This window comes from Nocardia sputorum (assembly GCF_027924405.1).
Taxonomy (GTDB): domain Bacteria; phylum Actinomycetota; class Actinomycetes; order Mycobacteriales; family Mycobacteriaceae; genus Nocardia; species Nocardia sputorum.
This window is the reverse complement of record NZ_AP026978.1, coordinates 3,413,023-3,439,293: the sequence shown is the minus strand read 5'-3', so window position 1 is coordinate 3,439,293 and position 26,271 is coordinate 3,413,023. Positions and strand designations below refer to the sequence as shown.

25 protein-coding genes and 1 tRNA gene are annotated in these 26,271 nt (G+C 66.1%); 13 read left to right on the top strand and 13 right to left on the bottom strand.

The features are described 5' to 3' along the window. Positions 1–59 precede the first annotated feature (59 nt). Positions 60–506 carry a hypothetical protein gene (locus tag QMG86_RS15795; RefSeq protein ID WP_281880405.1) on the top strand — a complete coding sequence of 149 codons (447 nt, stop codon included), beginning with the start codon at positions 60–62 and terminating at the stop codon, positions 504–506. Positions 507–862: 356 nt separating this feature from the next. On the opposite strand, the gene QMG86_RS15790 is transcribed toward QMG86_RS15795, so the two are convergent. Continuing rightward, entirely contained in the window at positions 863–1,780 is a 918-nt protein-coding gene (locus QMG86_RS15790) for a hypothetical protein (protein ID WP_281880404.1), read from the bottom strand. 32 nt (positions 1,781–1,812) lie between these two features. Between QMG86_RS15790 and QMG86_RS15785 the strand changes: the two genes are divergently transcribed. The 3 genes from QMG86_RS15785 to QMG86_RS15775 all read left to right on the top strand — a co-directional run bounded on the left by QMG86_RS15785 (position 1,813) and on the right by QMG86_RS15775 (position 3,837). Next, positions 1,813–2,034 carry a hypothetical protein gene (locus QMG86_RS15785; RefSeq protein WP_281880403.1) on the top strand — a complete coding sequence of 74 codons (222 nt, stop codon included), beginning with the start codon at positions 1,813–1,815 and terminating at the stop codon, positions 2,032–2,034. 54 nt (positions 2,035–2,088) lie between these two features. Continuing rightward, a complete protein-coding gene (locus QMG86_RS15780) occupies positions 2,089–2,583 on the top strand; it encodes an NUDIX domain-containing protein (protein ID WP_281880402.1) in 495 nt (164 codons plus the stop codon). Between the two features lie 369 nt (positions 2,584–2,952). Beyond that, entirely contained in the window at positions 2,953–3,837 is an 885-nt protein-coding gene (locus QMG86_RS15775) for a hypothetical protein (RefSeq protein ID WP_281880400.1), read from the top strand. A 29-nt stretch (positions 3,838–3,866) separates the two neighbouring features. Here the strand turns inward: QMG86_RS15775 and QMG86_RS15770 are convergent, their stop codons facing one another. From QMG86_RS15770 to QMG86_RS15755, 4 genes are all read right to left on the bottom strand, one after another. After that, entirely contained in the window at positions 3,867–5,513 is a 1,647-nt protein-coding gene (locus QMG86_RS15770; protein WP_281880399.1) for an MFS transporter, read from the bottom strand. 159 nt (positions 5,514–5,672) lie between these two features. Then, positions 5,673–7,073, bottom strand: coding sequence for a DUF2252 domain-containing protein (locus QMG86_RS15765; protein ID WP_281880398.1), 1,401 nt, complete (start codon positions 7,071–7,073; stop codon positions 5,673–5,675). A gap of 36 nt (positions 7,074–7,109) precedes the next feature. After that, positions 7,110–7,553 carry a DUF7144 family membrane protein gene (locus QMG86_RS15760; RefSeq protein ID WP_281880397.1) on the bottom strand — a complete coding sequence of 148 codons (444 nt, stop codon included), beginning with the start codon at positions 7,551–7,553 and terminating at the stop codon, positions 7,110–7,112. A 174-nt stretch (positions 7,554–7,727) separates the two neighbouring features. Next, positions 7,728–8,264, bottom strand: coding sequence for a hypothetical protein (locus tag QMG86_RS15755; protein ID WP_281880396.1), 537 nt, complete (start codon positions 8,262–8,264; stop codon positions 7,728–7,730). Positions 8,265–9,033: 769 nt separating this feature from the next. On the opposite strand from QMG86_RS15755, the gene QMG86_RS15750 reads away from it, so the two are divergent. Beyond that, positions 9,034–9,447 carry an SHOCT domain-containing protein gene (locus QMG86_RS15750; protein WP_281880395.1) on the top strand — a complete coding sequence of 138 codons (414 nt, stop codon included), beginning with the start codon at positions 9,034–9,036 and terminating at the stop codon, positions 9,445–9,447. An 82-nt stretch (positions 9,448–9,529) separates the two neighbouring features. Here QMG86_RS15750 and QMG86_RS15745 read toward each other — a convergent pair whose 3' ends face one another. Then, positions 9,530–10,807 (bottom strand): glycosyltransferase 87 family protein, encoded by a 1,278-nt coding sequence (locus QMG86_RS15745; protein ID WP_281880394.1) that lies wholly within the window; start codon positions 10,805–10,807, stop codon positions 9,530–9,532. 430 nt (positions 10,808–11,237) lie between these two features. On the opposite strand from QMG86_RS15745, the gene QMG86_RS15740 reads away from it, so the two are divergent. Beyond that, positions 11,238–11,498: a hypothetical protein gene (locus QMG86_RS15740; protein WP_434086184.1), complete on the top strand. Its 261-nt coding sequence runs from the start codon at positions 11,238–11,240 to the stop codon at positions 11,496–11,498. 300 nt (positions 11,499–11,798) lie between these two features. Continuing rightward, positions 11,799–11,886: transfer RNA gene (locus QMG86_RS15735), tRNA-Leu, on the top strand. On the opposite strand, the gene QMG86_RS15730 is transcribed toward QMG86_RS15735, so the two are convergent. The 6 genes from QMG86_RS15730 to QMG86_RS15705 form a co-directional block, all read right to left on the bottom strand. Next, positions 11,865–13,610 carry a recombinase family protein gene (locus QMG86_RS15730; RefSeq protein WP_281880392.1) on the bottom strand — a complete coding sequence of 582 codons (1,746 nt, stop codon included), beginning with the start codon at positions 13,608–13,610 and terminating at the stop codon, positions 11,865–11,867. The two genes, QMG86_RS15735 and QMG86_RS15730, sit on opposite strands and share 22 nt — an antisense overlap. A 776-nt stretch (positions 13,611–14,386) precedes the next feature. Next, positions 14,387–14,800: an arsenate reductase ArsC gene (locus QMG86_RS15725; protein ID WP_281880391.1), complete on the bottom strand. Its 414-nt coding sequence runs from the start codon at positions 14,798–14,800 to the stop codon at positions 14,387–14,389. 15 nt (positions 14,801–14,815) lie between these two features. Further along, a complete protein-coding gene (locus tag QMG86_RS15720; protein WP_281880390.1) occupies positions 14,816–15,487 on the bottom strand; it encodes an arsenate reductase ArsC in 672 nt (223 codons plus the stop codon). Positions 15,488–15,520: 33 nt separating this feature from the next. After that, positions 15,521–15,880 (bottom strand): arsenate-mycothiol transferase ArsC, encoded by a 360-nt coding sequence (locus QMG86_RS15715; RefSeq protein WP_280410882.1) that lies wholly within the window; start codon positions 15,878–15,880, stop codon positions 15,521–15,523. Positions 15,881–15,933: 53 nt separating this feature from the next. Continuing rightward, complete coding sequence (gene arsB / locus QMG86_RS15710) at positions 15,934–17,052, bottom strand: ACR3 family arsenite efflux transporter (RefSeq protein WP_281880388.1); 1,119 nt, start codon at positions 17,050–17,052, stop codon at positions 15,934–15,936. Then, positions 17,049–17,426: an ArsR/SmtB family transcription factor gene (locus QMG86_RS15705; RefSeq protein WP_043737611.1), complete on the bottom strand. Its 378-nt coding sequence runs from the start codon at positions 17,424–17,426 to the stop codon at positions 17,049–17,051. The genes arsB and QMG86_RS15705 overlap by 4 nt, the downstream gene beginning before the upstream one ends. Positions 17,427–17,586: 160 nt before the next feature. Between QMG86_RS15705 and QMG86_RS15700 the strand changes: the two genes are divergently transcribed. Continuing rightward, on the top strand, positions 17,587–18,459 hold the full coding sequence (locus QMG86_RS15700) for an AbiV family abortive infection protein (protein WP_281880386.1): 873 nt from the start codon (positions 17,587–17,589) through the stop codon (positions 18,457–18,459). Between the two features lie 32 nt (positions 18,460–18,491). Here QMG86_RS15700 and QMG86_RS15695 read toward each other — a convergent pair whose 3' ends face one another. Beyond that, positions 18,492–19,358: a metalloregulator ArsR/SmtB family transcription factor gene (locus QMG86_RS15695; RefSeq protein ID WP_043737618.1), complete on the bottom strand. Its 867-nt coding sequence runs from the start codon at positions 19,356–19,358 to the stop codon at positions 18,492–18,494. 105 nt (positions 19,359–19,463) lie between these two features. Between QMG86_RS15695 and QMG86_RS15690 the strand changes: the two genes are divergently transcribed. The 5 genes from QMG86_RS15690 to QMG86_RS15670 all read left to right on the top strand — a co-directional run bounded on the left by QMG86_RS15690 (position 19,464) and on the right by QMG86_RS15670 (position 25,755). Beyond that, a complete protein-coding gene (locus tag QMG86_RS15690) occupies positions 19,464–20,852 on the top strand; it encodes an FAD-dependent oxidoreductase (protein WP_281880977.1) in 1,389 nt (462 codons plus the stop codon). A 14-nt stretch (positions 20,853–20,866) separates the two neighbouring features. Continuing rightward, positions 20,867–22,096, top strand: a complete 1,230-nt coding sequence (locus QMG86_RS15685; protein WP_174377918.1) for an MFS transporter — start codon at positions 20,867–20,869, stop codon at positions 22,094–22,096. Beyond that, positions 22,093–22,923: an alpha/beta fold hydrolase gene (locus QMG86_RS15680; RefSeq protein WP_281880384.1), complete on the top strand. Its 831-nt coding sequence runs from the start codon at positions 22,093–22,095 to the stop codon at positions 22,921–22,923. Before QMG86_RS15685 ends, QMG86_RS15680 begins: the two co-directional genes overlap by 4 nt. 31 nt (positions 22,924–22,954) lie before the next feature. Continuing rightward, on the top strand, positions 22,955–24,283 hold the full coding sequence (locus QMG86_RS15675) for an IS630 family transposase (protein WP_281880383.1): 1,329 nt from the start codon (positions 22,955–22,957) through the stop codon (positions 24,281–24,283). Positions 24,284–24,570: 287 nt separating this feature from the next. After that, positions 24,571–25,755 carry a PDDEXK family nuclease gene (locus tag QMG86_RS15670; RefSeq protein WP_281880382.1) on the top strand — a complete coding sequence of 395 codons (1,185 nt, stop codon included), beginning with the start codon at positions 24,571–24,573 and terminating at the stop codon, positions 25,753–25,755. The last annotated feature ends 516 nt before the right edge of the window (positions 25,756–26,271 follow it).

Sequence of the window (26,271 nt, the reverse complement as noted above, 5' to 3'; positions counted from 1 at the left end):
CGGTGGCCGGCGCGACGAGAGTGGGTACGGGAAGCACGGCGGAACTTCCGCTCGGAACGATGGACGTACCGGCAGTTGTCGGTCGCGGAGTTGTCGTGAGCGGTTGCCCGGTGGTGGTTGTCGGCTCGGGCTTTGTCGTGGTGGTTGTCGGCTCCGGCGTTGTGGTCGTGCTCGTCGGTTCGGGTTTCGTGGTCGTGGTCGTCGGCTCGGGTTGCGTGGTCGTGGTCGTTTGCGGATCATGCCCCTCGGTGGTGGGCAGCCGGAAATCCGTCGGCGTGGTGATCGGCCACGCCGGTCCCGGCGTGCTGGGCGGCGGGGCGGGTGCGGTGGGTATCTGCTCCGGTGCCGCGCCCGATACCGGCGCGGCACCCAGCAGTCCTGCCAAGGCCGCCGCGACCAGTAGTATTCGCGAGTCGTTTCTCATGATCGCCTCCCCCCGAGACCGGCATCCTCTCGAGGTCCAGTCGAGTCTCGCCCCTCCCGCCCTGCGCGACGCGAGTAGCTAACTACTCGTTTCCGGCCCGCTTGCCTGCGGCATCGCACCGAGATCGTCGCTGCGCCGAGTATCGACTGAACATAATCCCTACCTTCGGCCAGCTCAGGATCATCGTTTGGCGCTAGCGGTGCCCGAAGCGCGACCTGCCACATTGCCGATCGCGGCCCGGCTACTGTTGCATGAGCATGAATGGCAATCGTTCAGCATTCTCGACATTTCGCCACTGACGCATGGCCGAGCACGCTCGCGTACCAGCTACGTGTAGGACTCGGTCGCCGAGCGCGGAGTTCGAAGTGGTCCGGCGGTGCGTCGGCCGCTGAAGGTGTCCGAGAAGCTGACCGGTGTCCGCCGCTCCGGCTGAGCGGATCAGAACAAGCTGGTCTGCGCGGCGACGGGGGCGACGGTGATCGAGTCGTCGAGCTCGACACGTCGCCCGATGAGCTGAGCATCGTTGACCAGCAATAGTTCTCCGGTCTCCGATCCGTGCCGGCAAGCGATGGTGTGCCCGTGCGCGGTCACCGCGTCGAGGACGTACTCCCCCAGTCCCGCCCCGCCGAAGTCGACGACGGTCGCGTAGCGGCCTCGCTGCGCCACAATGCGGTAGAACTCGCTGCCGCCCGACCAGGCGGTGTCGGTCCGCGCCGTCCCGGCGGGCAGCACGGCGATCGCCTCGGCGGCTGCGGCGGCTACCGCAGCCTCCACTGCCGCCCACGGAGCCATCGGCTTGGTCAAGATGCGTGTTTTCGCGGCGCTGCCCACGGCCTGCCGGAAACCGGCTTGTGCCGACACCACCCGCTCCAGTTCGCGCACATGCAAGCCGTCCGGTGAGTCGGCGACGAACCGTGCGGCCAGTGCGCCCTGTTCGTACAGGCGGCGATGCCGGCGTACCGCCGACGCCGTGCCCACCTTGGCCAACCCGTCACCGAAATAGGCGATATAGAGGTGGTGCGGCTGCGACACGTAGTCACGGATCTGCTCGGGCAGCGCGGAAATCGGCCCGCGGTGCGTGTGCACCGCCGTCCACCCCTCCCGCGCCCGGCACTGCGGACACTGTCGGCCGCTCGCGACTCGCACGGAATCCGGACACGCTCGCCGTCCCGGAAAACTGCCGAACTCGTTGTATCCCAGGCAGTATCGCGCCACGTCGCGGACCCGGAATGCCAGGCGCGCGCCGGGACCGGGCACACGTTCGGTCGTGCCGTCGGCGCGGATCAGCTCGTAGCACCAGCGGCCGCGCTCGTCCCATCGGGTGCCGCCGTACAGCAGGGTATCCGTCGTGGTCATCGGCTCACCGCTCCGCACCTTCGTGTTGGGTCGTGGTCATCATCATGATGGACGATGCCGCCGAAACATGTTCTGCGCGTGCCGATATCCGACACCGTCGCACCACGAACCCGACGCCGGGCGATCCGCTCGCCCAGTACGGTGCCGACGTCAGCCGCGGCGCACGTCGGGTGCCGGTCGTCGATGACGCCGACCGGCTGCTGTCGATGTGCGGCCATCACCCACGCCGAAAGGGCAGAGACGGCAGCCGGTAGAAGACTTCCCGCAGGCGGTCGGGAGCAACCGGTCGGGCTCGATAGTCTGTCGTAATGTCTTCGGCCCGTCTGCGTCACGCGGTGCGCGCGATCGTTCTCGATGCCGACGACCGCATCCTCCTGTGCGGTCACTCCGTGACGGAGTCTGCGGCAACGGTGGTGTGGGCCGCTCCGGGCGGGGGCATCGAACCCGCGGAGGAACCGCTCGCCGCGCTGCGGCGTGAGCTGAGCGAAGAGATCGGCCTCACGGTGGAGGCCGAACCCCCGCACATCTGGCATCAAGAGGTCCACGCGCCCGGCCACGCACCGGGTTTCGACGGCGTGGTCAACGACTTCTACCTTGTCCGGACCACGTCGTTCACCCCGCGCGGCGCGCTGACCGACCAGCAACTGGCGGCTGAGAACATCACGGCATTCCGTTGGTGGCGATTACCGGACATCTCTGGGTATCGCGGTGCCGATTTGTTCGCACCGCGCGATCTCGCGGCCCTGCTGCAGGCGCTGATCACCGACGGTATTCCGCGCCGTCCGGTGCTACTCGGCCTGTGAGGCCGCGCCGCCGTCCCGGACAGCCCCGATTCCATCATCAAAGCAGTCGCGATTCCCCTGAAAGGGAACGACACGAAGATACAGATCACGACTTACGCCCAGGACTCGAATGCTGCTGCCGCCAAATCGCTGGCGAAGGCCCGCGGCGACAACATCGCGGCCCAGCTGGAGTCGGAGCACAGGTAGGCCATCCGGTGTGCCGTTTCCGCGGCGCTCGGCGATCTCGTCGGGGTGGGTTCGGCTTGCCATCGGAATCGACTAAGTCGACGTGTTTGCCCGGATGTCGGCGTAGCGTTCGTTTCGTCTCCACCGAGACCATTGCGCACTATTCGACATCCTGACCGAACGAGCAGAAGGACAGTGAGCGCGGTGCGGTCCGTGAAGTTGTCGGTGGTATTGGCCCGCGAAGTGTCCATCGCGCGTACGCAGGCCGCGACCGGCCGGCTGCGCGGAACGCCGTACGGACGGACGCTGCGCCGCGTGATCGAGGTGCTGGCCGAGATCCAACTGGTGGATCGCTCGCTGGCGCTCGCCGCCCAGATATTCACCTCGGTATTGCCGGTGATGATCGCCGCGTCCGTCTTCAGTGGCTGGCATGCGCCGGCGAAGACGATCAACGACCAGTTCGGTTTCGACTCCAGATCGCTGTATACCGACGGCGGGTCCCTGTCCGCCGATCCGGCGATAGCCGCGTTCGGTGTGGTCGGCCTGCTGATGGTCCTGCTCGGCGGTACCTCGTTCGCGCGGGCTCTCGCGCGGGTGTACGAGGCGGTCTGGAAGGTTCCCGCGATCGGTCCGCGAGAGGCTTGGCGGTGGCTGGTCGCGCTGCTCGCGGTGGCGCTCGCCGCCGGGCTGGTGGGGCAGATCCGCGACCTCGAGCAAATCCGCTACGCCGGTCGGTTGCTCGCCTTGCTGGGCGAGGTGGTCATCTGGGTGTTCGTCTGGATGCTGGCTCCCTATCTGCTGACGAAGGGAGCGCTGACCGGGCGGCTGTTGTGGGCGTCCGGGTTGCTCACCGCGATCGGCTTGACCGCGGTGCACGCGGCGGGCCGGGTCCTCCTGCCTCGGATCACGACGAACGCCCAAGAGCATTTCGGTCCGTTGGGGTTGGCTTTCACGTCGGTGAGCTGGCTTTTCGTGCTGTCGGTGGTGATCGTGGGCGCGGCATCGGTCGTCAAAGCACTGGCTCTGGACGAGACCACCATCGGTCGCTACCTGCGCGGCCGGGACAACGGCGACGGCGAACGACGCTAGCTGGGCGCGTACGTCCGAGGCCGCCCCAGTCATCGCTCGGCATCCGGCTCGGCTTTCCCTGACGAGAACTGGTCCTCCCCGTCACGCAGGGCTACCGGCCGACGAGGCAATAGGCCGGTACCGAACAACGCCGCGATCGCGAGCAGGGCGGTAACGGCGAACGCCGCTTGCAAAGCCTCGAGGCGGGCGTCGGAGTTGACGGCGAGGACGGTATCGGCGGTGGCGTCATCGATACCGGCGCTGTCGAGCGCGGCCACCAACTGGCTGTCGGACAGGAACGGCACCCCGGCAGCCAGCTCCGTGGTGGCTTGTTCTCGCACGGACGCCGGGACAGCCGGATTGTTCTGGATGCCGCTGACGACGCTCGAAGTGAGCGTGGCGATCAGGATCGACCCGATCAACGCGGTGCCCAGGGACGCGCCGAGCGTGGTGGCGGTGTTCTGCAGTCCCCCGACCTCCGAGCTCCGCGAATCGGGCACGGCCGACACCGTGACGGCGCCCAGTTGCGAGGCCAACGCGCCCAGACCCAGTCCCATCAGCAGCATCGGGATGGACACGACGCCCGCGTTGGCGCCCGGGTCCATCCCGGCCGCCAGGATCAGAACGCCGATGATCATCGCCATCAGACCCAGCCGAACGACGCGGCGCGGGTCGGCATGTGGCAGGAACCGGGGAAGGCCCGCCGCGGCCACGACGAGCGCGACCGACAACGGAAGGATCCGCACACCGGTCTCCAGCGCGCTGAGTTCGAGCACTACCGACAAGAACAGCGGCACGGCGAAGAACACGCCGGCTTGCACGGTGAACTGCGCGAAGAACATGCTCGAGCCGCCGACGAGTTGCCGGTTCCGCAACAGACTCGGATCGACGAGCGGATCGCGGCCCCGCCGCACCAGAAACGTCTGTCTGCGCAGGAACAGGTACAAGGTCAGCAGGCCACCGATCAACAGCCAGATGACCGGCGACAGACCGAGCACGGCCGGTCCGTCGGACTCCGTCCGCACCCACCCCCATTCGCTCGACCGCAACACCCCGTATACGACCGAGCCCAGACCGATCACCGACAGAAGCGACCCGACGACATCCAGTCGGACCCGGCTCGCGGGGGCGTCCTCGACCCGGCGCAGCACCAGCAGGATCAACACGACGATGACGACCTCGCCGAAGAAGACGTACCGCCATGACGCGAACGTCGTCACGGCGCCACCGAGCAACGGGCCGACAGCGACCGCCATCGCCCCTGCCGCCGCGATGAGACCGTAAGCCGCGGAACGGCGTTCGGGCGCGAAATTCCCGGCGACGAGGGCGACGATCGCGGGCATGATCAGGGCGGCGCCGATTCCCTCCAGGAGCGACCACCCCAGCAGGAGGGTCGTGAGGTTCGGGGCGAGCCCGGTGATGAACGAACCGGCGCCGTAGACGACGAGGCCGAGCCCGAACGTCCGGCGGCGGCCGAGGATGGCGCCCACTTTGCCGCCCGTGATCATCAATGAAGCCATGACCAGCGTGTACAGGGTGATCGCGGTCTGGATGCCGGTGATCGTGGTACCGAGATCCTGGGCGACGGTGGCCATGGAGACATTCATCACGGAGCTGTCGAGCGTCATCAAGAACTGCCCCGACGCCAAGACGGCCAGCACGAGCTTGCTCGACCTCACTGTCGGCGCCGACGACATCGGGCGCTCCTCTCCTGGACAAATCCTGGTTCACCGGTGGCCCATAGCGACTCCGCTGCGGACGCCACGAGGACGGCCGCGGGGAATGCCGTCCGCCCCCACCGACGCCGGAAACGGGGCACCGCGGCGGCGGGAACGGCTCGGTCGCCGTGCACTGGTCTATACCCCCGGTCGGGCGATTACCGTGCCGTCATCGATCGCCTCGAGCAGCGCGGCGTGATCGCGGGCGTTCTGGTCGGCGTAACTCTCGGCGAACATGGACATTGCTTCCTCGAAGTCGTCGTCCGTGCCGAGGTAGCCGGCGATCGCGAATCGGTCACCGGCGCGGGCGTGGGCGTGGGCGAGAACGCGTGCGCACAGCCTGCCGTAGCGAGTCATCAGTTCGGGAGACATGGTCTGGATGTCGGCGGATCCTTTGCCGTCGCGCAGTTGGCGAACGTAGTAATCCCGCACCGCTCCGTCTTCGCCCACACCCTGCTGCCAGCCCAGGAAGATATCGCCGGCAGCTTGCATCAGCCGCTGCCCGGCCACGACCCGTTCGCCCTGGCCGGTGAACGACGGGCCGTCGAGGTGCTTCGCGAGAACCGACGGCTGGGCTTCCTTGACCTGGAGGATCAGCGGGTCGTTGCCCGGCCCGCGGAGCAGGATGATCCAGGCCCGGGTGCCCACGCTGCCTACGCCGACGACCTTTCGTGCTGCCTGAACGTATTCGAATCGGTCGAACAGGGCCCGGCAGTTGGGCGGCAGCGTGTCGCGGTAGTGGCCGAGCCGTTCGATCAGTGCCCGGTTCAACTGTGCGGCGTCGGCGCCGGTGAAGATCTCCTCGACAGGGACGATCAGCGGCGGCATGCTCGTGATCCTCGGCTGCCCGTCCACCACGGTGGTCAGCTTGGCCAAGGCCTGGACGCTGTCTCGGCGCCAGGACTTGTCGACCGTCTTCTTGATGCGCTTCCTGGTCGGGGAATCGAGAATTTCGCGCAATTCTTCGAATTGGGTCTCGGCATCGACATGGGAGTACCAGACCGCGAGTTCTCCGCGCGCGGATTGGGAGTTCATGACTTCGCGGTACTCGGCGGCGCAGGCCCGCAGGTACTTTCTGCGTTGTTTGCCGCTGTGGTCGTTGTCGCGCCCGGCGACCGCGAGGCTCGCGACGAGTCTTCGAACGTCCCATTCGAAGGGGCCGGGGTAGGTTTCGTCGAAGTCGTTCAGGTCGAAGGCAAGGTTGCGTTCCGGTGTCGCGAAGAGGCCGAAGTTGCCGAGGTGGGCGTCCCCGCACAGTTGAGTGATCAAGCCGGTGGCCGGGGCGCGGGCGAGATCCTCGGCCATGACCACGGCGGCGCCGCGGTAGAACGCGAACGGCGCGGCGGCCATTCGCCCGTAGCGCACGGGAACGAGTTCGGGAATTCGGGTCGCGGCCTGGGCTTCGAGGAGTCCGAGCGGGTCGCGATCGGTGCTGCGCTCGAATTCGGCCATCCCGTCGATGGGCGTCCGGCGCCGTGCCGATCTGCCGTATTCGGCGCGCTCGGCCCTGGTCCATCGGTCGCGCGCGTGTGTGCGCACGTCAGGCTCCGCGGCGGGCGGAGCCGTCTCGATCGGTCATGGCCGCGACCCACCGTGGGAGAACTCGCTCGAGCGCGGCTCGCTGGAGACGTCCGGCTTCCAGGTGGTAACCGCCCAGATCACAACGATGTCGAGGGCGATGATCAATACCGACCACCACGGGTAATACGGCAGCCACAAAAAGTTCGCGAGAATGGAAATCGACGCGATGACGATCGTCGCAATTCTCGCCCAGCGTGCTCCCGTGAACAACGCGAGCCCTACCGCCAGCATCAGCGCTCCGAGCGCGATGTGGATCCAGCCCCACGCGGTGAAATCGAACTTGTAGGTGTACTCGACGCCTACGACGAAGACCTCGTCCTCCGCCACCGCCGCAATGCCTTGGAACAACTGCAGTAGTCCGACGGTGACAAGAATGATCGCGGCCCCGATCGAGGTTCCTGCCGCGACTCCCTGTTTCACCGATGAATTCTCGGACATGATGCGCTCCCTTCCTCGACGAGCCGCTCGGATATGCGCGATTCTGCACCGGGCGCACTCCCCGCGTGCGCGGGATCGCGTAACTGCGGCTCGATCGCGACCCAACCGGAGGAAGCCGGCGAAGAACACGTGGACGCCGCTGTGCTGCGGTGCCGATTCCGCGCCCCGGTGGGATCAGTGGGTCAGGATGATCTTGACCGCCACGACGGTCGTGGCCGTGCAAACCAGCAGGACCGCTCCCAGCAGCGTCGAACGTTGGGGTCGCTCGCCGTGGAGTCGGCCGATGACGAAGACGATCCCGCCGATCCGCACCAGCATGGCCGACTCCGCGAGCACCTGGGCGAGACGCGGTTCGATCCACCCGACCGCCGCGGCAGCCAGGATCGCGCAGGGCAGCACCGCCGAACTGAGGATGGGCACGGAGTCCCGCAGGTCCGCCCATCGCTCCTGTGGCGACAAGCCATGGCTCTGGCGCACCGATTGACCCACGCCTTCGGCGAAAGCATGCGCGATGAACGTCGAGAGGGCTGTCCCGAGGACGACCAAGATGCCGACGTGCTCGGCGGACGGCGTGACCGGGATCAACGCGGCGAGGATCAGGACGTTGCCGTAGACGTATGCGCTGATCCGGCTCGCCGCGTTCCGGCGGTCGAGCGGAACGCTGCGGGTGAACAGCGGCCCATGCAAGAGCTGGTGTCTGCTGCGTTCCATCAGTCCTCACAGCGGGCCAGGCCGGCGCGGTCTCGAACTCCCTGCCGCACTCCGGGGTCCGGATCGCCTACTCGCGACCGAATTCGACCCGTGCGATGAGCGAGAAGTCGTAATTTGGCGGTGCGCGGGGGAATATGGGCCTGTATCGGCGCCGCTCCAGCTCGCAAACCCTTTCTCGGTATGGCCTCCGCCGGCCCGGGCCAATCCTCCTCACTCTGGGTCATCTGCGCCTCCGTCTCCAGCGGTGCCGCTCGAACCGTGCCGCGATTATGGCGGTCGATCCACCCACAAGGCCGCACCGCCGACCGGTGGCCACTCAGCTCTGTTGCCCGGCAGGCTCATGGCCTCCTTGTTCGAACCGAGACAAACTCGGTATCGAGAGATTGCGGTGAGCGTCGGCGCTGCAATTGTGGCGCCCAGCCGACGCAAGTCGGTCCCGACCCCACAGACCTGCCCGGTATCACCCGGCGATTTTAGCAGCGGCGCTTCGGCGACGATCGTCCCTTTTGCCCGATGTCCGATCCGAGTCGGACAGCCGGACCGCTGGATTTCGGCAAGAATCGCTACTTGTGTACCGGAATCTCAACAATCTCGTCGATCTGTAGCGCCGACGTCCCTCGCTGCCTATTTTCGAACTGCGCTCGTAAGCTGTCGTCATAACGAAAGTTTGTTTTTCGACCCAGCGGCCGACCGGCGGTTCGATCTACTTCACAGCCGGAATCCACCGCCTGATACCAAACAGGAAAGATCCGCCGAGGAGGTTCGCAACATGGATTCGTTCTGGGATTACGTGTGGTACACGATCCTCGTGTTCGCCTTCGTGGCGTACCTGATCGTGCTGTTCCAGATTCTCGTGGACCTGTTCCGCGACCACTCCGTGTCCGGCGTCGCCAAAGCGCTGTGGGTGATAGCCCTGGTGATATTCCCCTACCTCACGGCCCTGGTGTACCTGATCGTTCGCGGGCGGGGCATGGCGCTGCGCGCCCAACGCGCACAGGCGGAGGCGCAGAAGGCCACGGATCAGTACATCCGGGAGGTGGCGGGTAAGTCCCCCGCCGAGAGCATCGCCGACGCCAAAGCCCTCCACGACTCCGGTGTCATCACCGACGCGGAATTCGAGCAACTGAAAGCTCAGGCGTTGGGGCGTCCGGTGTCAGCGCACAACGCGGCGACCGGTCGGTGACACTACGGCCTCACCCGATGCACGACCGGGACGAGAAGTCCGGTCATGTCATGCGGGTGGGCACGGTGCGATGTCGGTTGTGTCAGCTGTGCGCCCGAACGCGGGGCCGGTCGGCGACGAAGTCCGGTCGTTGACGTCTGGCCGCGTGCCGAGTGAGGATCGCGATGACGACGGCGAGGTAGACCGCGACGGGGACACCACAGACAATGACCCGGGCCGGGTGGGAGATCTGTTCGGCCGCGGCGGTCATGGCCGGCACGTAGCTGGGCGCCCCGATCAGCCCGAGGTCGCGGATCTCGGCATAGAGCCAACCGGTCAGCCACATCGAGAAGGCCGCGAACACGGCTGTCGTCGTGACGATCCGAGGGACTCGGTGCATGTCCGCGCGGGCGGTCCAGTGCAGCAGGACGATCAGCAACGGCACCGACCACACCCAGTGGTGTCCCCACGCCAGCGGCGGCACGGCGCACCCGATCAACCCGACAACGACCAAACCGAGCAACGGCCGACCGGTCCGGTGCCCGATGACCGCGGCGGCATAGCCGAGGCAGGCTGAACCAGCCACGCACGCCGGCCATAGCCAATTCGGTGCGGGCTGCGGTGCCCACAGGTTCGACAGCACACCGTTGATCGACTGGTTTCCGGGATGGGTCACCGGCCCGATGCGATCTACATCACCGGCCACATCGCTCCAGAAGTCCTGGGTGTCGCCCGGCAGGATCAGCCCGGCCACGACAACGGTGACCATGCCTGTGGCGATCGCGATGACGGCTGCGCGCCACTGCCGGGTGAGCAGCAGGTAAGGCAGGAGCACGATCGCGGTCAGCTTGATTCCGGTGACCAGACCGATCGAATAGCCACGCAGCCGGGCGGAGGCCGGACGGGTCAGATCCCAGACCAGAATCGCCATCAGCAACAGGTTGATCTGGCCCTGCCACAAGGTGCCGCGGACCGCCTCGACGTCGACTGCGAGAAACGCGAGCCCGAGGCACAGCACCGCGAGGCGGGTATCGCCGCGGTAACCGAGCACCCGCCAGCAGCGCCAGATCGTGGCGTACAAAGCGGTACACGACACCGCGAACCAGACGACCTTCGCGGTGCCGAACGACACGACCGCCAACGGAATGAAGAACAAGGCTGCGAACGGCGGGTAGGTGAACCAGCCACCTGGGGGTATGGGTGCGGTGTAGAGCGCGTGCGAGTCGAGCACTGCGCGCGCGGCGTTGCGGTAGATCGCCAGATCCCCCTGGTTGACCAGCAGACCGAATTCCGGTGCGGCAGTGAACGGCACAAGCACGGCCTGCAACAGCAATGCCGCGATGCCCACAGCGAGCATTGCTGCCGCCCAGCTGGTCGACACCGCGGTTCCGGCCAGGCTTCGATTCCGTACCACCATGCCCCCTATGGCTGTATTCCTCGAATGCCTTGTCGCACCAGCCGAACCGTCTCCAGGTGATGTTCAGGCACGCGAGTTCGGCCGACTCTTCGGTGGACAGCGCGGCGCGGCCGCCGGCTTCGGCCAACGCAACGTCGACCCGATCCTATTCGAGCCGGGCCCGTCGTCGGCGCTCTCCCCCACCTGTGGGCTCGACTCATCCGGTCGTTACTTCTCGCGCAGACCGTCCAGCGTCCTGCGCGCCTGTGACCTGGCGATCGAATCGAGTTCGTCCCTCCGCACCACTGGAGATCCAGGAGGATCACCGCGTGATCGCCGCCTACCTCGGCACCGCCGCACACGGCGCGGACGCGCGACCACCGGCGACGGTCGACCGACGGGCAGGAGAGAACGAATGACCAGCCCCGCCGCGATCCGTCCGGCGCGCTCGCAGACGGCACCCGCCCTGAGTATCGAAGGGCTCACCGTCGGTTACGGCGGCGTCCCCGCGGGGCGCGAACTGCACGCACAGGTCAGGCCGGGCGAGATTCTGGCACTGCTCGGCCCGAACGGCGCGGGAAAGGCCACCACCCCGCTGGCGTCGGTCGGTGCGCTGCTACTGATTCGACGCCGCACCGCAGCGTGTGCGGTTCCGGCGGCCCGATCCTCATCGTGATCTGGGACACCAGGGGCTAGCCCAGCCTTACAGGGGTGTCAAGGCTTGGTTCCGGCGGTACTTTTCGGCCGGAAGAGCGGCTACGCCGGTGTGGGCAAGGTGCCGGGCGCGCGTGCTGGGGCGCTGGTGAGCGACCCGGGTGCAACCGATGCCTGTGCGGGCAACTAGATGACGCATCATCTAGTTGTTGACGTCGCGGCGAGCCCATACCGCCGCCCATCCCGACCTGCTCGAGAAACCGCAGGTCCAACCGCGATTTGGTCCACGCGTAGTGATCCGATAATCTTGCTGAGCACACCGGTCCGGGTGGCGGAATGGCAGACGCGCTAGCTTGAGGTGCTAGTGCCCTTTATCGGGCGTGGGGGTTCAAGTCCCCCTCCGGACACCAGTGCTAACCCCACAGGGGGTAGCACCAACGATTGCGAGTTGCTGTTGGTGCTGGTAGCGCACTTCTAAGGCCAAGGCTCGGTACAACTGGGCCTTATCGGCCGGATCTCCCGCAGCGAGCACCGCGCGGATGTCACCCAGCGAGTCGATCAACTTCCGGATCTCGGTGTCGGTGAGTCGATTGATCTTGGGAAGACTCTTCAACTCGGCCTGAGCTGCCGCTTTGTCCGCCTGTGCCGCGTTCATGGCCGTGACGAGGGCTTGCGGATCGACTCCGGCCTCGATGGCGGCGAGGTGACGCGCGAGTCTGGCCTCGGCGTCGGTGGTGCGTTGTCGAAGCATTCGCCGACGGGTGTCGGTGTCATCGGTGTCTTGGGCGGCCACGAGAGCCGCGATGGTGTTCTCGCGGTGTTCGCGATCGAACAGGCTCGCCAGCCAGCTGTCGATCGGCCCGACGACGATGTCTTCGCGCAGGTTCACTGTCCGGGGATGGTCTTGTAAGGCCGGACTGCCGGGGGCGATGGTTTTGGCGCGGCATCGGTAGTACACGGCGTCACGAACCAACTCCGCCTGCATCTTTCGACTACAGCCAGCGCAGCGCACGAGGCCGCTCAGTAGATACGGGCGCAGACCGCTGGATGCTCTGTTGCGTTCGAGCTTGGCGCGGGTGCGGTTGCCGCCGCCGGCACGCTGGCGTCGCAGCAGTTGAGTCTGGGTGAAGGTTTCTACCGAGACGATGGGTGGATGCGCGGGGCTTTTCGAGCGAACGATGCGGTGGGTGGGCGAGCGCCGGAACCGGGTGACGTTACCGGCGGCAGCGTCGTCGGGATCGAGAAGTTCTTCGTGCTTGGTCCATCGTCCGAACACCGCGTAGCCGGTGTAGCGGGGATTCTGCAGGATCGCGGCAACGGTTCCGGCCTGCCAACCGTCCTTGGCGCGATGCCGGTTCTGCTCTGGTCGATGCGCTGACGGACACGGCACACCCTCCCGATTCAGAGCGATCGCGATCGCCTTATCGCCACGGCCAGCGAGGTAGTCACGAAAGATCCGCTGTACCACCGGGGCGGTACTCACATCGAGCGAAAGGATCCGCAACTTCAGCCCATCCGAAGCGCGATTAGGGTTCGGATGCGGCGGACCGTCCACCACCATGTACCCGTAGGGCGGTCGGCCTCCTTGGTGTCGGCCTTCGTTGAGCACTTGAGCGTCCATGCTGGCGCGGGTGCGTTGCTGAACATGCTGGCGTTCGGACTCACTCAGCCCGCCGAGCATGCTCATCATCATCGAGTGCGTGACATTGCGCGGGTCGAAACGCCCGCCGAGTTCCGGCACCCAAACCTCCACTCCATGCGCTTGCAGGCGTGGTGCGACCAAACTGAACTGGTTACCGAACCAGGACCGAGTGCCCTCACCGACAACGATGGCCGTCCACCCTCGGCCCGGATTCTTCAAGTCGGCTAGCAGCCGTGCGGCTTCCCGACGGCGATGCCAGGGCACCGACCGCGACTGGCCGATGTCGAAGTAATCGGCGACGATCGACGCTTCGGACACGAACTTCTCCGCGTTGCCTCGCTGCCACCGATACGAGGTCTCCGGATCCTGATTGTCCTCGGTCGAGCAGCGCCCGTAGAACGCGAACCGTTGATCATCGGTGCTTTCGACGGTTTCGGGGACCAGTCCCAGCAGTTCGTCGAGGACGGCCCATTCGTTGGGTTCGGTCGGCATCGTCGTCCCTCTCGCCGGAGTGTTCGCGGGAATGTCGAAGCAGAAGCGCAAGCAGTGCCCTGGCCGCGTCGTCGGTCAGCGCGGGTGGGCTGTCGGGGCAAACCACTCCGATGATGCCAGGCTCATCGCCTTCTCGGTTAACCCCCCGATTGCTGGCTTCAGTAGACATGCTCGGACCCCGAGCTTTCAAGCCCCTGCGCTGGGCTGAAGATGGCAGAACGCGCGCGATCGCCGCGGAAGGCTCGGCGCATGTCCGCGGAAAGGATGTACGGACCACCCGCAGCAGCGCACGGTCGTAAACCGAAACCCGATGCCAGCCGACCGAGCGCGAAACACTCTGTCCTGCGGTGTATTACGGAAGGTGGCCGACGATGCGGCCGAACCCCGTCTCCACGACTGAGAGGCGCTCTCGAATAACCTGAACGGGCGCGGATATCAGAACCAACCAGTGGCGAGCCTACGAACTCGCGGCGCACTCCGCTGAAGGTAATGCCAGCTACGCCTGAAGGTGTTTCGAATCCCGCGCCAATGCCTGCGATTCGGGAAACCGCAGCCCGCGACCCCATGGTCGTACTCCGAACTCGCTCGGTCGGAAGGAAACAACACCAGCTCGGCAGCACGCACGAGGGAAGCGATGAACCAGGCACGGACATGACAGTCTCCTGACGACCTGTCCGCCGATTCTCCCGCACCCAGGTTACCGGAACGACGGCTCCGCCGCCGTTGCCTCGGGTGCGCTCTCGTAGACGCCAGATGTACTGATCGTGTCGATGTCCTCAGTTCAAGCGCGCGGGCAGCAGTTCGGCGACGAGTTCCTCGACACGGACCTTGATCTCGTCGCGGATCGGGCGCACCGACTCGACGCCTTTGCCTGCGGGGTCCTCGAGTACCCAGTCGCGGTAGCTGACTCCGGGGAAGACTGGGCAGGTGTCGCCGCAGCCCATGGTGATGACGACGTCGGAGGCTTCGACGGCGTCGAAGGTGAGGATTTTGGGTGACCGGTCGGAGATGTCGATGCCGACCTCGCGCATGGCTTCGACCGCGGCGGGGTTGATGGACTCGGCGGGCGCGCTGCCTGCGGAGCGGACTTCGATGGCGTCTCCGGCGAGGTGGGTGAGGAATCCGGCGGCCATCTGGGAGCGTCCGGCGTTGTGGACGCAGACGAACAGCACGCTGGGCTTGGATGCCATGAGCGAGTTGGCCTTTCAGCTGGTGGGGATGTCGAGTTCGGCAAGCAGGTGGCGGACGCGGGTTTCGATTTCCTCGCGGATGGGGCGGATGGCGGCGACGTCGAGTCCGGCGGGGTCGTCGAGGTCCCATTCCTCATACCGGCGGCCCGGGTAGAGGGGGCAGGCATCCCCGCAGCCCATGGTGATGATCACGTCGGCTGCCTGCAAGATTTCCTCGGTCCATGGCTTCGGGAATTCGGTGGTGATGTCGATGCCTACCTCGGCCATGGCTTCGACAGCGGCGGGGTTGATCTGCTCGCCGGGCTCGCTGCCGCCGGACCAGGCGACGGCGTTGTCTGCGGCGAGGTGGGTGAAGAATCCCAGCGCCATCTGCGAGCGTCCGGCGTTGTGAGTGCACAGGAACAGCACGGTGGGTTTGCCGGTGTGGGCTTTGCCCTCGACCTTGGCGAGGGCGTTGAGGCGTTGGCGGGCGAAGCGTTCGGCCAGTAGCGGTAGGAAGTTCATGACGGTGGCGCGGCCGGCGAATTGGTCGTAGGAGGAGTGCAGGAACCGTTCGATGGTCTCGACGCCGAAGGTGCCGTCGAATTCTCGCTGCAGGCGGGAGGCGGCGGTTTTGAGGGCGAGTTGCTGGTCGATGGTCAGGTCGTCACGAACGTAGGTGGCGTGGGCGAGGGGGCTGTCGCTCATAGCGGTGTTCCGATGCTGAGTGGTGTGACAGGGTCAGACGGAGGGCTGGAGTTCGGTGAGCAGGTGCTGCACGCGGGTGTTGATGTCGTCGCGGATCAGGCGCATGCGTTCGAGGCCGTCGATACCGCGTTCGGAGGGTTCGTCGGTGTCCCAGTTCACGACCCGTACCCCGTCGACGGGATCGACGTGCGCTTCGCGGCCCAGCGTGACGACGAGGTCGACTGCGCGCAGCAGTCGCGGGTCGATCGGTTTCGGGGTCTCCTTGCGGATGTCGACGCCGACTTCCAGCAGCGACTGCACCGACAGCGCGTTGAGACTCGCGCCGGGGGCGGTGCCCGCGGAGTACACCTCGATGCGTCCTTCGGCGGCGTGGCGCATCAGCCCGGCGGCCATCTGGGACTTGCCGCCGTTCTTCACGCACACGAACAGCACAGCAGGGTTCGCGGTCACCGCTCGAGCACCTTTTCCTCTGCCACACCCGAAGAGACGGTCGCGGCAGTGCCGGAGGCGCCGAAGCGGGTGCGCAGCGCCAGTGAGACGTACACCAGCCCGACCAAGACGGGGACTTCGATGAGCGGGCCGACGACTCCGGCGAGAGCTTGGCCGGAGGCGGCGCCGTAGGTAGCGATCGCGACGGCGATCGCGAGTTCGAAGTTGTTGCCCGCCGCGGTGAACGCCAACGTGGTCGTGCGCTCGTAACCAAGGCCGAGGACGGCGCCCAGCAGGTAGCCGCCGCCCCACATGATGGCGAAGTAGGCCAGCAGCGGGATCGCGATCCGCACCACATCCAGCGGTTGGGAGGTGATCTGTTTGCCTTGCAGGGCGAACAGGATGACGATGGTGAACAGCAGCCCGTACAGCGCCCACGGCCCGATCCGCGGCAGCAGCGTGGATTCATACCAGTCGCGGCCCTTGCCGCGCTCGCCGAGACGGCGGGTCAGATAGCCCGCCAGCAGCGGAATCCCGAGGAAGATCAGCACCGACTTCGCGATCTGCCACGGCGAGGTGTCGATCGTGGTCTGCTCCAACCCGAGCCAGCCCGGCAGCACCGACAGGTAGAACCAGCCCAGCACGGCGAACATGAGCACCTGGAACATCGAATTCAGTGCCACCAGCACCGCGGCGGCTTCGCGGTCACCGCAGGCCAAATCGTTCCAGATGATGACCATCGCGATGCAGCGCGCCAACCCCACGATGATCAACCCGGTGCGATACTCCGGCAGATCCGGCAACAGCAGCCACGCCAGGGCGAACATCAACGCCGGGCCCAGCACCCAGTTCAGGATGAGGGAGCCGAGAAGAAGACCGCGGTCGCCGGTGACGGAGTCGAGGCGGTCGTAGCGGACTTTTGCCAGCACCGGGTACATCATGATCAGCAACCCGATCGCGATCGGCAGCGAGATGCCGTCAATCTCTACCGCGCTCAACGCGTCCCCGAGGCCGGGGATCACGCGGCCGAGTAGGAGCCCGGCGACCATGGCGGCGCCGATCCACACCGGCAGGAACCGGTCCAGGGTCGACAGCTTGCCGACGACAGCAGTGTCGGGTTCGGTCCGCACGCTCACGCGCCCACCCCCAACGTGTCGCCGCTGTTGATCAGCAGCACATGCGAAAGGCGTTGCAGCGCTTCGGGAACCACGCGGTAGTACACCCATGAGGCCCGGCGTTCGCTGGTCAACAGCCCTGCCTCACGCAGCACCTTCAGGTGATGGGAGATCGTCGGCTGGGAGACATCGATGCCTTCGGACAGGTCGCACACGCAGGCTTCCTGGTTGGCGCGGGAGGCGACCACACTCAGCAGCCGCAGCCGCACCGGATCCGACAGCGCCTTGAACACGCCCGCCAAATCGGCGGCGGCCTGCGCGGTCAGTGGCTCTCGCACCAACGGTGCGGCAATGCACGCCTGGACCGGCGTCAACGGCAGCTGAGACTTAGACATGCATCGATATTGACAGATATGGAATCAGTGGCCAAGCGAACATCTGGTGAATGCCGGTCGGCGACCGGTCGCAACACCTCGTCCGAGGCGGGATCATCGTGGTCGGCCAGCGGTACGGAGACGGCATGACGTGGCCGGTGCGTTGCCTCACACTGGTCGGATGCCAACGCCCCGTCTATCGGACCTCACTCCCACGCAGGTCGTCCAGGTGCAGGATGCGCTGTTGCAGAACGCCGACAACCTGCTGAGGTCGGCCATCGCCGTGCTCGACTTGGGCAATGCTGGTTTGGCCCGATCGCTGGCTATTCTTGCCCTGGAGGAGTCCGGCAAAGCGATCGCGATACACCAGCGGCGCGTCGAAATGGCCTACGAACCGGAGGGCACACCCTTCGTGGACCAGCCTCTTCGACAGCTGTGGGGACGGCACGAGGAGAAGTTGCGCCGCGTGCACAGATTCCTGGTTCAGGAGGACTACTGGTTCGATGTCGAACCTCCCGACCCTGATGCCAACCTTGCGATCCTCGGAACTATCGAAGAATGGTCGAAGAACCAGAATGTGATGAAGCAGAAGGGATTTTACGTCGATGTCGAGGGAGGCATTATCGTGTCGCCCTCCGACGAGGTGGACAACCAAGGCTTGCGGGACATCATCGGTCGTGTTCATCAAATCGGTTGGCAACTGCGCCTCGGCGAGCACATCGAAGCCAAACAGCAGGCCGAATGCGCCGAGCCGACCCCGCCGGCGTCCCCGGAGAACATCAAGGAGATCCGGAAGCTGCTCATGAACGCGATGGGTGATGATGGCTTCGACGAAACGACGCTCGACGTTCTGCGGCACGGCAGGCCCGGAATGACCCTGAACAACGATGCCTATAGGTTGCGTCTTCCATCGCCGGGGTCCAACCCGTTCCAGAACATGGGCAAACCGGGCTACGAGGCCCAAACTCGGGAATTGCTTCGACTCGGTGAGGAAAACGAGCTTCCGGACGAAGATTCCACACCCGGCGATCAGTACATTCGCACCGAGCGCTGAACACTGGTCACTCGCGGCCGCCGGTGGGCTCGTCAGCACACCGCGCTGCGGCGCTCCAAAAAGACCGTGTCGCGCCACTGCCCCTCGAGTTGCGCGATGCGTTCCCGCACGCCGACGGTGCGGTAGCCAGCGGAGTGGTGCAGGGCGATCGCAGCGCGGTTGTCCGGAAAGATCGAGGTCTGCAGGGTCCACAGCCCGGCTTCGTCGGCCGCGATGACCTGGCGGTGCAGCAAGGCTTTCCCGATGCCACGCCCGCGCATCTGCTCGGCCACATACACCGAACTCTCGGCCACGCCCTCGTAGCCCTCATCGCAGGAGGCGGCGCGAAGCGCGGCCCAGCCCATGACTTCGCCGTCGATCTCGGCCACCCACCGGTGCTGCGGTAACCATCGCGCCTCGAGGGTGTCGCGGCTGGGAACCTCGGTGGCGGGAGTCGCCGTGCCGGTGGCGATGCCCTCGCCGTAGATGCGGCGCACCGCCTCCCAATCGTCTGCGCGCATCTGCCGGACGGTGACGTCGGCGGGCAGGTCCTCGGGGCAGCAGGGGCGCGGGGTCAACACACCCATGACCGCGTCGGCGGCGTGAGGAAGGCCGGTGCAGCAGGCGGGGTTGACCATCACCACGGTGGAAGTGCGGTCCTTGTGGACGCTGACGAACCCGACATCGGCGAGCTTGCGGACGTGATGCGACACCGTGGGCTGCCCGATCCCCAGTGCTTCGGCGAGTTCACCGACGGTGATCCCGGCTGGGCGGGTGGCGACCTGATGCAGTAGCCGCACCCGCGTCGGATCGGCCAGGCAGGCGAACCACTGCGCGTAGGTGGTGGCATCACCCACCGTCAGCGCGTCCACCCGCTCCGCACCGGCGGCGCGCACGACCGGCATATCCAACGACGTCATAACCACCACTATATCGACGAACATCGATGCTTGCATTCATCGACGGACGTCGATAGAGTCCTGCATCAAGTTGATCGATGACCGTCGATGAAAGGAACCCTCATGGTGAACGAACTCCCCGTCGTGGTGGTAGGAGCCGGGCCGATCGGTCTGGCCGCTGCTGCTGAACTGCGTGAACGAGGACTGAACCCGCTGGTGTTCGAACGCGGCGCCACCGCTGGTGCGGCCGTGGGCGAGTGGAATCATGTGCGGCTGTTTTCCCGCTGGGCCGAACTCATCGCCCCGGCCGCGCGCCGCCTGCTCGAGCCCAGCGGCTGGGCCGCCCCGGCCGAGAACACCTACCCGACCGGTCAGGAATGGGTGAACGATTACCTGATGCCGCTGGCGAAAGCCCTCGGCGAGGACGTGGTCGTCCTCGACACCGAGGTCGTGGGCGTGGCCCGCCGCGGCCGCGACCGGGTCGTGAACGCCGGACGCGACAGCGAACCGTTGTCGGTGCACCTGCGCTACGGCGACGGCAGCGAAGAGCGGGTGCTGGCCCGAGCGGTGATCGACGCCTCCGGCACCTGGGGCGCGCCCAACCCCCTCGGCGGCGAAGGGCTGCCCGCGCTCGGCGAAACCGCTGCCGCGGCGGTGATCGACTACCGGGTGCCCGACCTCGACGACGACACCGTCCGCGCCCGCTACGCAGGCAAGCACACCGTGATCGCCGGAAGTGGGCATTCGGCGTTGACCGCAATCATCGCCCTGACCGAGGTCGCGAATAACGAGCCGGGCACCCGGTTGACATGGGTGCTGCGCCGCGGGGAGGTCGGGTCCACTTTCGGTGGCGGCGAGGCCGATCAGCTACCCGCTCGCGGCGCGCTCGGGCAGCGCGCCAAACACGCCGTCGACGCCGGTCTGCTCACCGTGGTGACCGGATTCCGGACCGACGCAATCGAACCCACGGGCAACGGCCGGCACGCGGTGGTGTCGGATACCGGTCGCCGGATCGAGGACGTTGATCGGGTGGTGGTGTTGACCGGGTTCCGGCCGGAGTTGTCGTGGCTGTCGGAGATCCGCCTCGGCCTGGACCCGGTGTTGCAGGCGCCGGTGGAGCTGGCGCCGTTGATCGACCCGAATGTGCATTCCTGCGGCACCGTGTATCCGCATGGGGTGAAGGAGTTGTCGCATCCGGAGCCGGGGGTGTTCCTGGCCGGGATGAAAAGCTACGGCCGCGCCCCGACATTCTTGGCGATGACCGGCTACGAACAGGTCCGCTCGCTGGCCGCAGCGCTGGCCGGGGACCACGAAGCCGCTGAACGCGTCGAACTCGCTCTGCCCGACACCGGTGTCTGCGGCGGCTCCGGAGTCTTCGACGCCCCGGCCGAAGAACCCACCGAATCCACAGCTGGTGGAGGCTGCGGTGGTGGCGCACCGACCGGGCCGGATGTGTTGTCGTCGGGGCCGGTGGCGTTGCAGGAACTGCCGTTGACCGCCGTGCCCGCCCGCTGAGGCGGCCCGTTGTGATGGAGGCTGTTTCTGCGCCATCGCGGCCAGTGGCCACCGGGTCCGGGTTGCGACGAGTGCTGGTGGTGCTGTGCCTCACCGAGATCACAAGCTGGGGAATCCTGTTCTACGCGTTCCCTGTGCTGCTCGGGCGCATCACCACCGACACCGGCTGGTCGGCGACCGCGCTGACCGCCGCGTTCTCCGCCGGGCAACTCGTCGCTGCCGTCACCGGCATCCCCGTGGGCCGCTGGCTCGACCGCCACGGACCCCGCGGGATCATGACCACCGGATCACTGCTGTCCATACCCGCCTTGATCCTGGTGGCGACCGCAACCACCTTGGTGTGGTTCGTCGCGGGCTGGCTGCTGGCAGGGATCGCGATGGGGGCGGTGCTGTATCCCCCGGCCTTCGCCGCCCTTACCCGCTGGTACGGCCCGAACCGGATCCGTGCGCTGACAGTGCTGACCTTGGCCGCGGGTTTGGCCTCCACCGTGTTCGCCCCGTTGACCGCGGCCCTGGTCGCGCACATGGATTGGCGGGCAACATATCTGGTTCTGACGGTGATTCTTGCGGTCGTGACTGTGCCGGGGCACTGGTTCGGGCTGCGGCTGCCGTGGCCGCCGCGCCCGCCCGCCGAACCCGAACACGCCCATCTCACCCACCCCGGACCGGTGGCGCGCAGCCGCGCGTTCCTGGTGCTGGCGATCTCGTTGAGCGTCAGCGGGTTCGCCTCCTTCGCCGTGGTGGTCACCCTGGTGCCGTTGCTGACCGAACGCGGTCTCGACACCACTGTCGCCGCGATCGCGCTCGGATTGGGCGGCGCCGGGCAGGTCGCCAGCCGCCTGGGCTACGCGACCCTCGCCGCCCGCACCAGCGTCCGCACCCGCACCGTCGCAATTCTGCTCGCCATCGCCGCCACTACCGCCCTGCTCGGGGTGTTCACCACCGCCGCCGCGCTGATCGCGGCCGCGATCGCCGCCGGTATGGCACGCGGCGTGTTCACGCTGCTGCAAGCCACCGCAGTCACCGACCGCTGGGGCAGCGCCCACTACGGCCAGCTCACCGGCCTGCTGTCCGCGCCCCTGACCATCACCATGGCCCTGGCCCCCTTCGGCGCCACCGCCCTGGCCGCCGCGGTCGGTGGGTACGCCACCGCGTTCCTCATCCTCGGCGCCCTCGCCGCCGCTGCCGCGCTACTGGCCGCCGCGAGCATCCCCACCACGCCTGCGAAAGAACCTCACCGATGACCAGCACTCTGCAGCCCGCGCCGCCACCTGGCCGGTCACCGTCCCCGCGGACCCTGGTACGCGGCGGTCGAGTGAAATCCTCGGACGGAACCACAATCACCTACCTCGCCCGCGGTAAGGGCCCCGTCGTGCTCGGTGTGCACGGTGGGCTCGGCAGCGCGATCAGCCTGCTGCCGCTGGCCGAGCACCTCGCGGCCGATTTCGAGGTCGTCTTGATCAACCTGCGCGGGCACGGCACCAGCGGATGGGGCAACTCACCCCCGCGCATCACCCACATGATCGACGACATCCGAGCCGTCACCGCCGCCGTCGGACCGGTCACCACCCTGTTCGGCTACTCCTACGGCGCGGTCATCGCCCTCGAAACCGCCCTCGCCGCACCTGAACACTTCAGCCGACTCGCCCTCTACGAACCACCCCTACCGATCACCTACCCGATCCCGGACATCACCCATCTCGAAAACCGCATCAGTGCAGGCGATTACGAACAACTCCTGTTGGACATCACCCCCGCTGCCGGTGGGTTCTCCGCCGCCGAACTCGCCGCCCTGCGCAGCGACCCGCTGTGGATGTCGAAAGTCGCGCACGCCCCCACCCTCATCCCCACTATGCAGATCCTCGCGAGCCTGCCGCACGCCGTGGACCAGTACGCCGCGCTCACCCTGCCCACCCGGCTGATCGTCGGAACCACCAGCGCCCCATACATCCTCGACGCCGCCGACCACCTCGCGTCCGCGATACCCGGCACTACTCGCGAAACGCTGCACGGGCAAGGACACCACGTCGACCACCACCTCCTCGCCACCTCCCTAGTGTGTCGCGCCTGAAATGCATCCTCTAAGTTGTTAGACTGTTTCTGTGTCGCATCGTGGGCCTTCTGCTGTTGAGATCGTTGTGTCCGAGCCTGAGCGTGTGGAGCTTGCGCGCATGGCGGAATCGCTGGATCGGCGCGAGGCGCAACGAGCTCGGATCGTGCTGGCCTGTGCTGAGGGTATGTCGAATGCGGGTGCCGCGCGGCTTGTCGGTGTCTCGGTGGGGTCGGCGGCGAGATGGCGTGGGCAGTTCGCTGCCGAGGGTCTGGAGGGACTGGGCGATCGCGATCGCGGTGGGCGGCCGGTGGCCGAGATCGTGTTGACCGGCGATGAGCGTGAGACGTTGCAGCGGTGGGCGCGCCGAGCGAAGTCGTCGCAGGCCCTCGCGGAACGCTGCCGGATCGTATTGAGTTGTGCGGCAGGGAAATCCAATCAGGATGTGGCAGCCGAGTTGGGTATCACGGCCCAGACTGTTGGTAAGTGGCGGAGGCGTTTCGCGCAGAAACGTCTCGAGGGGCTCTCCGACGAGCCGCGTCCTGGACGGCCCCCGTCGGTCCTGCTGGATAAGGTCGAAGAAGTCGTCACGATGACCCTGGAGCAGAAGCCGGCAGGCGCGACGCATTGGTCGCGGACCTCGATGGCCAAACGAAGTGGTTTGTCGCCGTCGACGATCGGGCGGATCTGGAACAAGTTCGATCTGAAACCGCATGTGGCCGACGGCTTCAAACTCTCGACCGATCCATTGTTCGTGGACAAGGTCGTCGATGTGGTCGGGCTGTATCACAATCCGCCGGAAAAGGCGGTCGTGCTGTGTGTGGACGAGAAGTCGGGGATCCAGGCACTGGACCGCTCGCAACCGGTGCTGCCGATGATGCCCGGCATGCCTGAGCGATACTCCCACGACTACGTCCGCCACGGCGTGACCAGCCTGTTCGCGGCGTTCGACATCGCCGACGGAGCCGTGATCTCCAAACTGTACTCCCGCCGCCGCGCGGCCGAGTTCAAGAAATTCCTCATCGCGATCGACAAGGCTGTGCCCGCGGAACTGGACGTGCACCTGGTCTGCGACAACTTGTCCACCCACAAGACACCGACGATCAACGCCTGGCTGGCCAAACATTCACGCTTCCACATGCATTTCACCCCGACCGGCTCGTCCTGGCTCAACCAGGTCGAACGCTGGTTCGGGTTCCTCACCGACCAACTCCTGCGCCGCGGAGTCCACAAAAGCGTTGCGGCACTGGACAAAGACATCACAGCCTGGATCGAGCAATGGAACGCCGACCCGAAACCATTCGTCTGGCGAAAGACCGCGGAGGAGATCCTCGAATCACTCGCTAAATATCTTCAACGAATTTCAGGCGCGACACACTAGTCGGACTCCGCTTGGACATCAACACTGGGGTAAGCGGCGACCTCGTCGCCGCATCGGTCGTGATCGCCGCGAACCTGGTATGGATTCGCAATCCTACAGCCGCGACCGTGGAAGCCCCGGGCCATCGACACGGCCGCGATGTCCTCAACCTCATACAACTAGCTGCTGCAGGCCAACTTTTAATAAGGCTCCGCTCTATCAGACTCGGTACAGTGACTGAGGCAATGACATATGCAGGACAGATGGACTGAGACCGAGGGGGAATCCTGCCGATCAAGGTGGCGACGGTGCGGGGTTATGTGCTTGAAGAACTGCTTGCCCGGCTCCTTCAGGACAATGGCTATCGGCTGCTCGTTGCGGCCGATCAAGACCGGGAGGCGCTGAAGGACAGCGGTCGTGGCCTACTGGTTCGAGGGCGCGGAACCACCCACCAAGTCGATGTGCTCGGCGAACTGGATCTGCCGCTACCGTTCTCGCTGCCGATGCGCCTGTTCGTCGAGGCCAAATATCGCAATGGCCGAGCAGGCATCGAGCACACGCGAAATGCATACGGAACTATACGTGATGTCAACGAGCACTACGGCACGCAGACGCCGGGGGCGTACAGCATCCCGATGAAGCGTTACCAGTACCAGTACGCCCTGTTCTCCGCTACAGGCTTTACCAGGCCAGCGCAGGAATATGCTCTGGCGCAGCAGATATCGTTGATAGATTTGTCCAATCCGGGTTTCGGAGCGCTCTTGACCGCAGCAGATGAAGTTGCTATCCAGCTCGTCGACCTGGCGGGACGGACCGGTCTCGCTTCACTCCCGCTGAACCAGGTTCGGCATGCACTCCGCCACGCACTCGGCACCTGGCCAGCGAACGTTGATGACGAGGACTTCCACGACCTCGCCAGCCGCCTCCACGAGCTGCGCGGATCCGTCGGAGAATCGAGTTTACCGACGCCCACCTTCGGCCTTGCTGTCGCCCACGAGAGGGCGCAAGCTGGGCTGGCTGTGCCGCAAGAACGGGCTGAGCCAGGCGACGAGGACGATTTCCCGCCGATGCGCGAACTGCCTACCGACCAGCTATCAGCGATCGTGGCCAGACTCAGTGGGGTCATGCTGGATAGCTTCATCCTCGGCTTCCCTTCTGCCCCATTCGTTCTCGTTCTGCTGGTCGACGACCCCGTCGCGTTTGCCGAGTACTTCGACAACCCACGCAACAGCGAGATCCGGGTGTATCTTGAGTATCCCCGTAACCGCCGCGACAACCGGCCACTGAGCCGGGACTGGGAGATCGTTCCGGTAGATGAGGAAGCTGGCTTCCGGCTCAGCTTCACGCTTCCTGCCGTACTCGCCGACTGGATGCGAAGCGGTCAAGTACCGACGTGGAGCCTGCGGGAAGCCAAGTCAACTCTCTTGTCAACGATCACGATCGTGCGCGGCGGTCGAGTCGTGCGCCTGCTGTACCAGCCGCATGACGGATGAACCTCGCGACCCTTTGACCGAGCGGCCGCGCATCTGTCCCAGCACATCGAGCTGGCTGCAACTCTGAATCGAGCACGGCCGCCGGACGACCCTCACGATCGAGGAACTCGCCACGGAGATCACAATCAGTGTTCGCGGCAATCGTTCCAGCTTGCAATGCTGGTATTCGGTGCCCCGGGCGGATGGGCGTTGACCAGCCTAACCCGACCTGGTCACGGCAACCGGGGTGCTGGCCACACTGGTGGTGCTTGTTTCGGGCCGCGCCCGGAGGTGACGAGCGGCAGCTCCGGTGATACTCGCGCTTATAGCGGACGCGGGCTACGTTTGCGGCGGAGCGCTGGCCTCAGGGTCCGCGCCGGAGTCTGCATGGCGCTCCGCCGTGGTGGCGCGAGGAGACAGGATGCTGTTCATCGGCGAGAACAAGCAGCATCCAGTCGACCTCAAACTACGGTTTTGGATTCCCACGGACCGGCGCCTACCGCGTACTCGTCGACAGGACGTGCGAATTGCGAGGCT

Coding starts and splice junctions, on each gene's coding strand:
- QMG86_RS15720 (WP_281880390.1), bottom strand. CDS start 15,487: ATGAGCGACAGCCCCCTCGCCCACGCCACCTACGTTCGTGACGACCTG.
- QMG86_RS15755 (WP_281880396.1), bottom strand. CDS start 8,264: ATGGAACGCAGCAGACACCAGCTCTTGCATGGGCCGCTGTTCACCCGC.
- QMG86_RS15695 (WP_043737618.1), bottom strand. CDS start 19,358: ATGACGTCGTTGGATATGCCGGTCGTGCGCGCCGCCGGTGCGGAGCGG.
- QMG86_RS15795 (WP_281880405.1), top strand. CDS start 60: ATGGACGTACCGGCAGTTGTCGGTCGCGGAGTTGTCGTGAGCGGTTGC.
- QMG86_RS15740 (WP_434086184.1), top strand. CDS start 11,238: ATGACCAGCCCCGCCGCGATCCGTCCGGCGCGCTCGCAGACGGCACCC.
- QMG86_RS15790 (WP_281880404.1), bottom strand. CDS start 1,780: ATGACCACGACGGATACCCTGCTGTACGGCGGCACCCGATGGGACGAG.
- QMG86_RS15730 (WP_281880392.1), bottom strand. CDS start 13,610: ATGCCGACCGAACCCAACGAATGGGCCGTCCTCGACGAACTGCTGGGA.
- QMG86_RS15750 (WP_281880395.1), top strand. CDS start 9,034: ATGGATTCGTTCTGGGATTACGTGTGGTACACGATCCTCGTGTTCGCC.
- QMG86_RS15680 (WP_281880384.1), top strand. CDS start 22,093: ATGACCAGCACTCTGCAGCCCGCGCCGCCACCTGGCCGGTCACCGTCC.
- QMG86_RS15715 (WP_280410882.1), bottom strand. CDS start 15,880: ATGGCCGCCGGGCTGATGCGCCACGCCGCCGAAGGACGCATCGAGGTG.
- QMG86_RS15780 (WP_281880402.1), top strand. CDS start 2,089: ATGTCTTCGGCCCGTCTGCGTCACGCGGTGCGCGCGATCGTTCTCGAT.
- QMG86_RS15770 (WP_281880399.1), bottom strand. CDS start 5,513: ATGTCGTCGGCGCCGACAGTGAGGTCGAGCAAGCTCGTGCTGGCCGTC.
- QMG86_RS15725 (WP_281880391.1), bottom strand. CDS start 14,800: ATGGCATCCAAGCCCAGCGTGCTGTTCGTCTGCGTCCACAACGCCGGA.
- QMG86_RS15760 (WP_281880397.1), bottom strand. CDS start 7,553: ATGTCCGAGAATTCATCGGTGAAACAGGGAGTCGCGGCAGGAACCTCG.
- QMG86_RS15700 (WP_281880386.1), top strand. CDS start 17,587: ATGCCAACGCCCCGTCTATCGGACCTCACTCCCACGCAGGTCGTCCAG.
- QMG86_RS15685 (WP_174377918.1), top strand. CDS start 20,867: ATGGAGGCTGTTTCTGCGCCATCGCGGCCAGTGGCCACCGGGTCCGGG.
- QMG86_RS15705 (WP_043737611.1), bottom strand. CDS start 17,426: ATGTCTAAGTCTCAGCTGCCGTTGACGCCGGTCCAGGCGTGCATTGCC.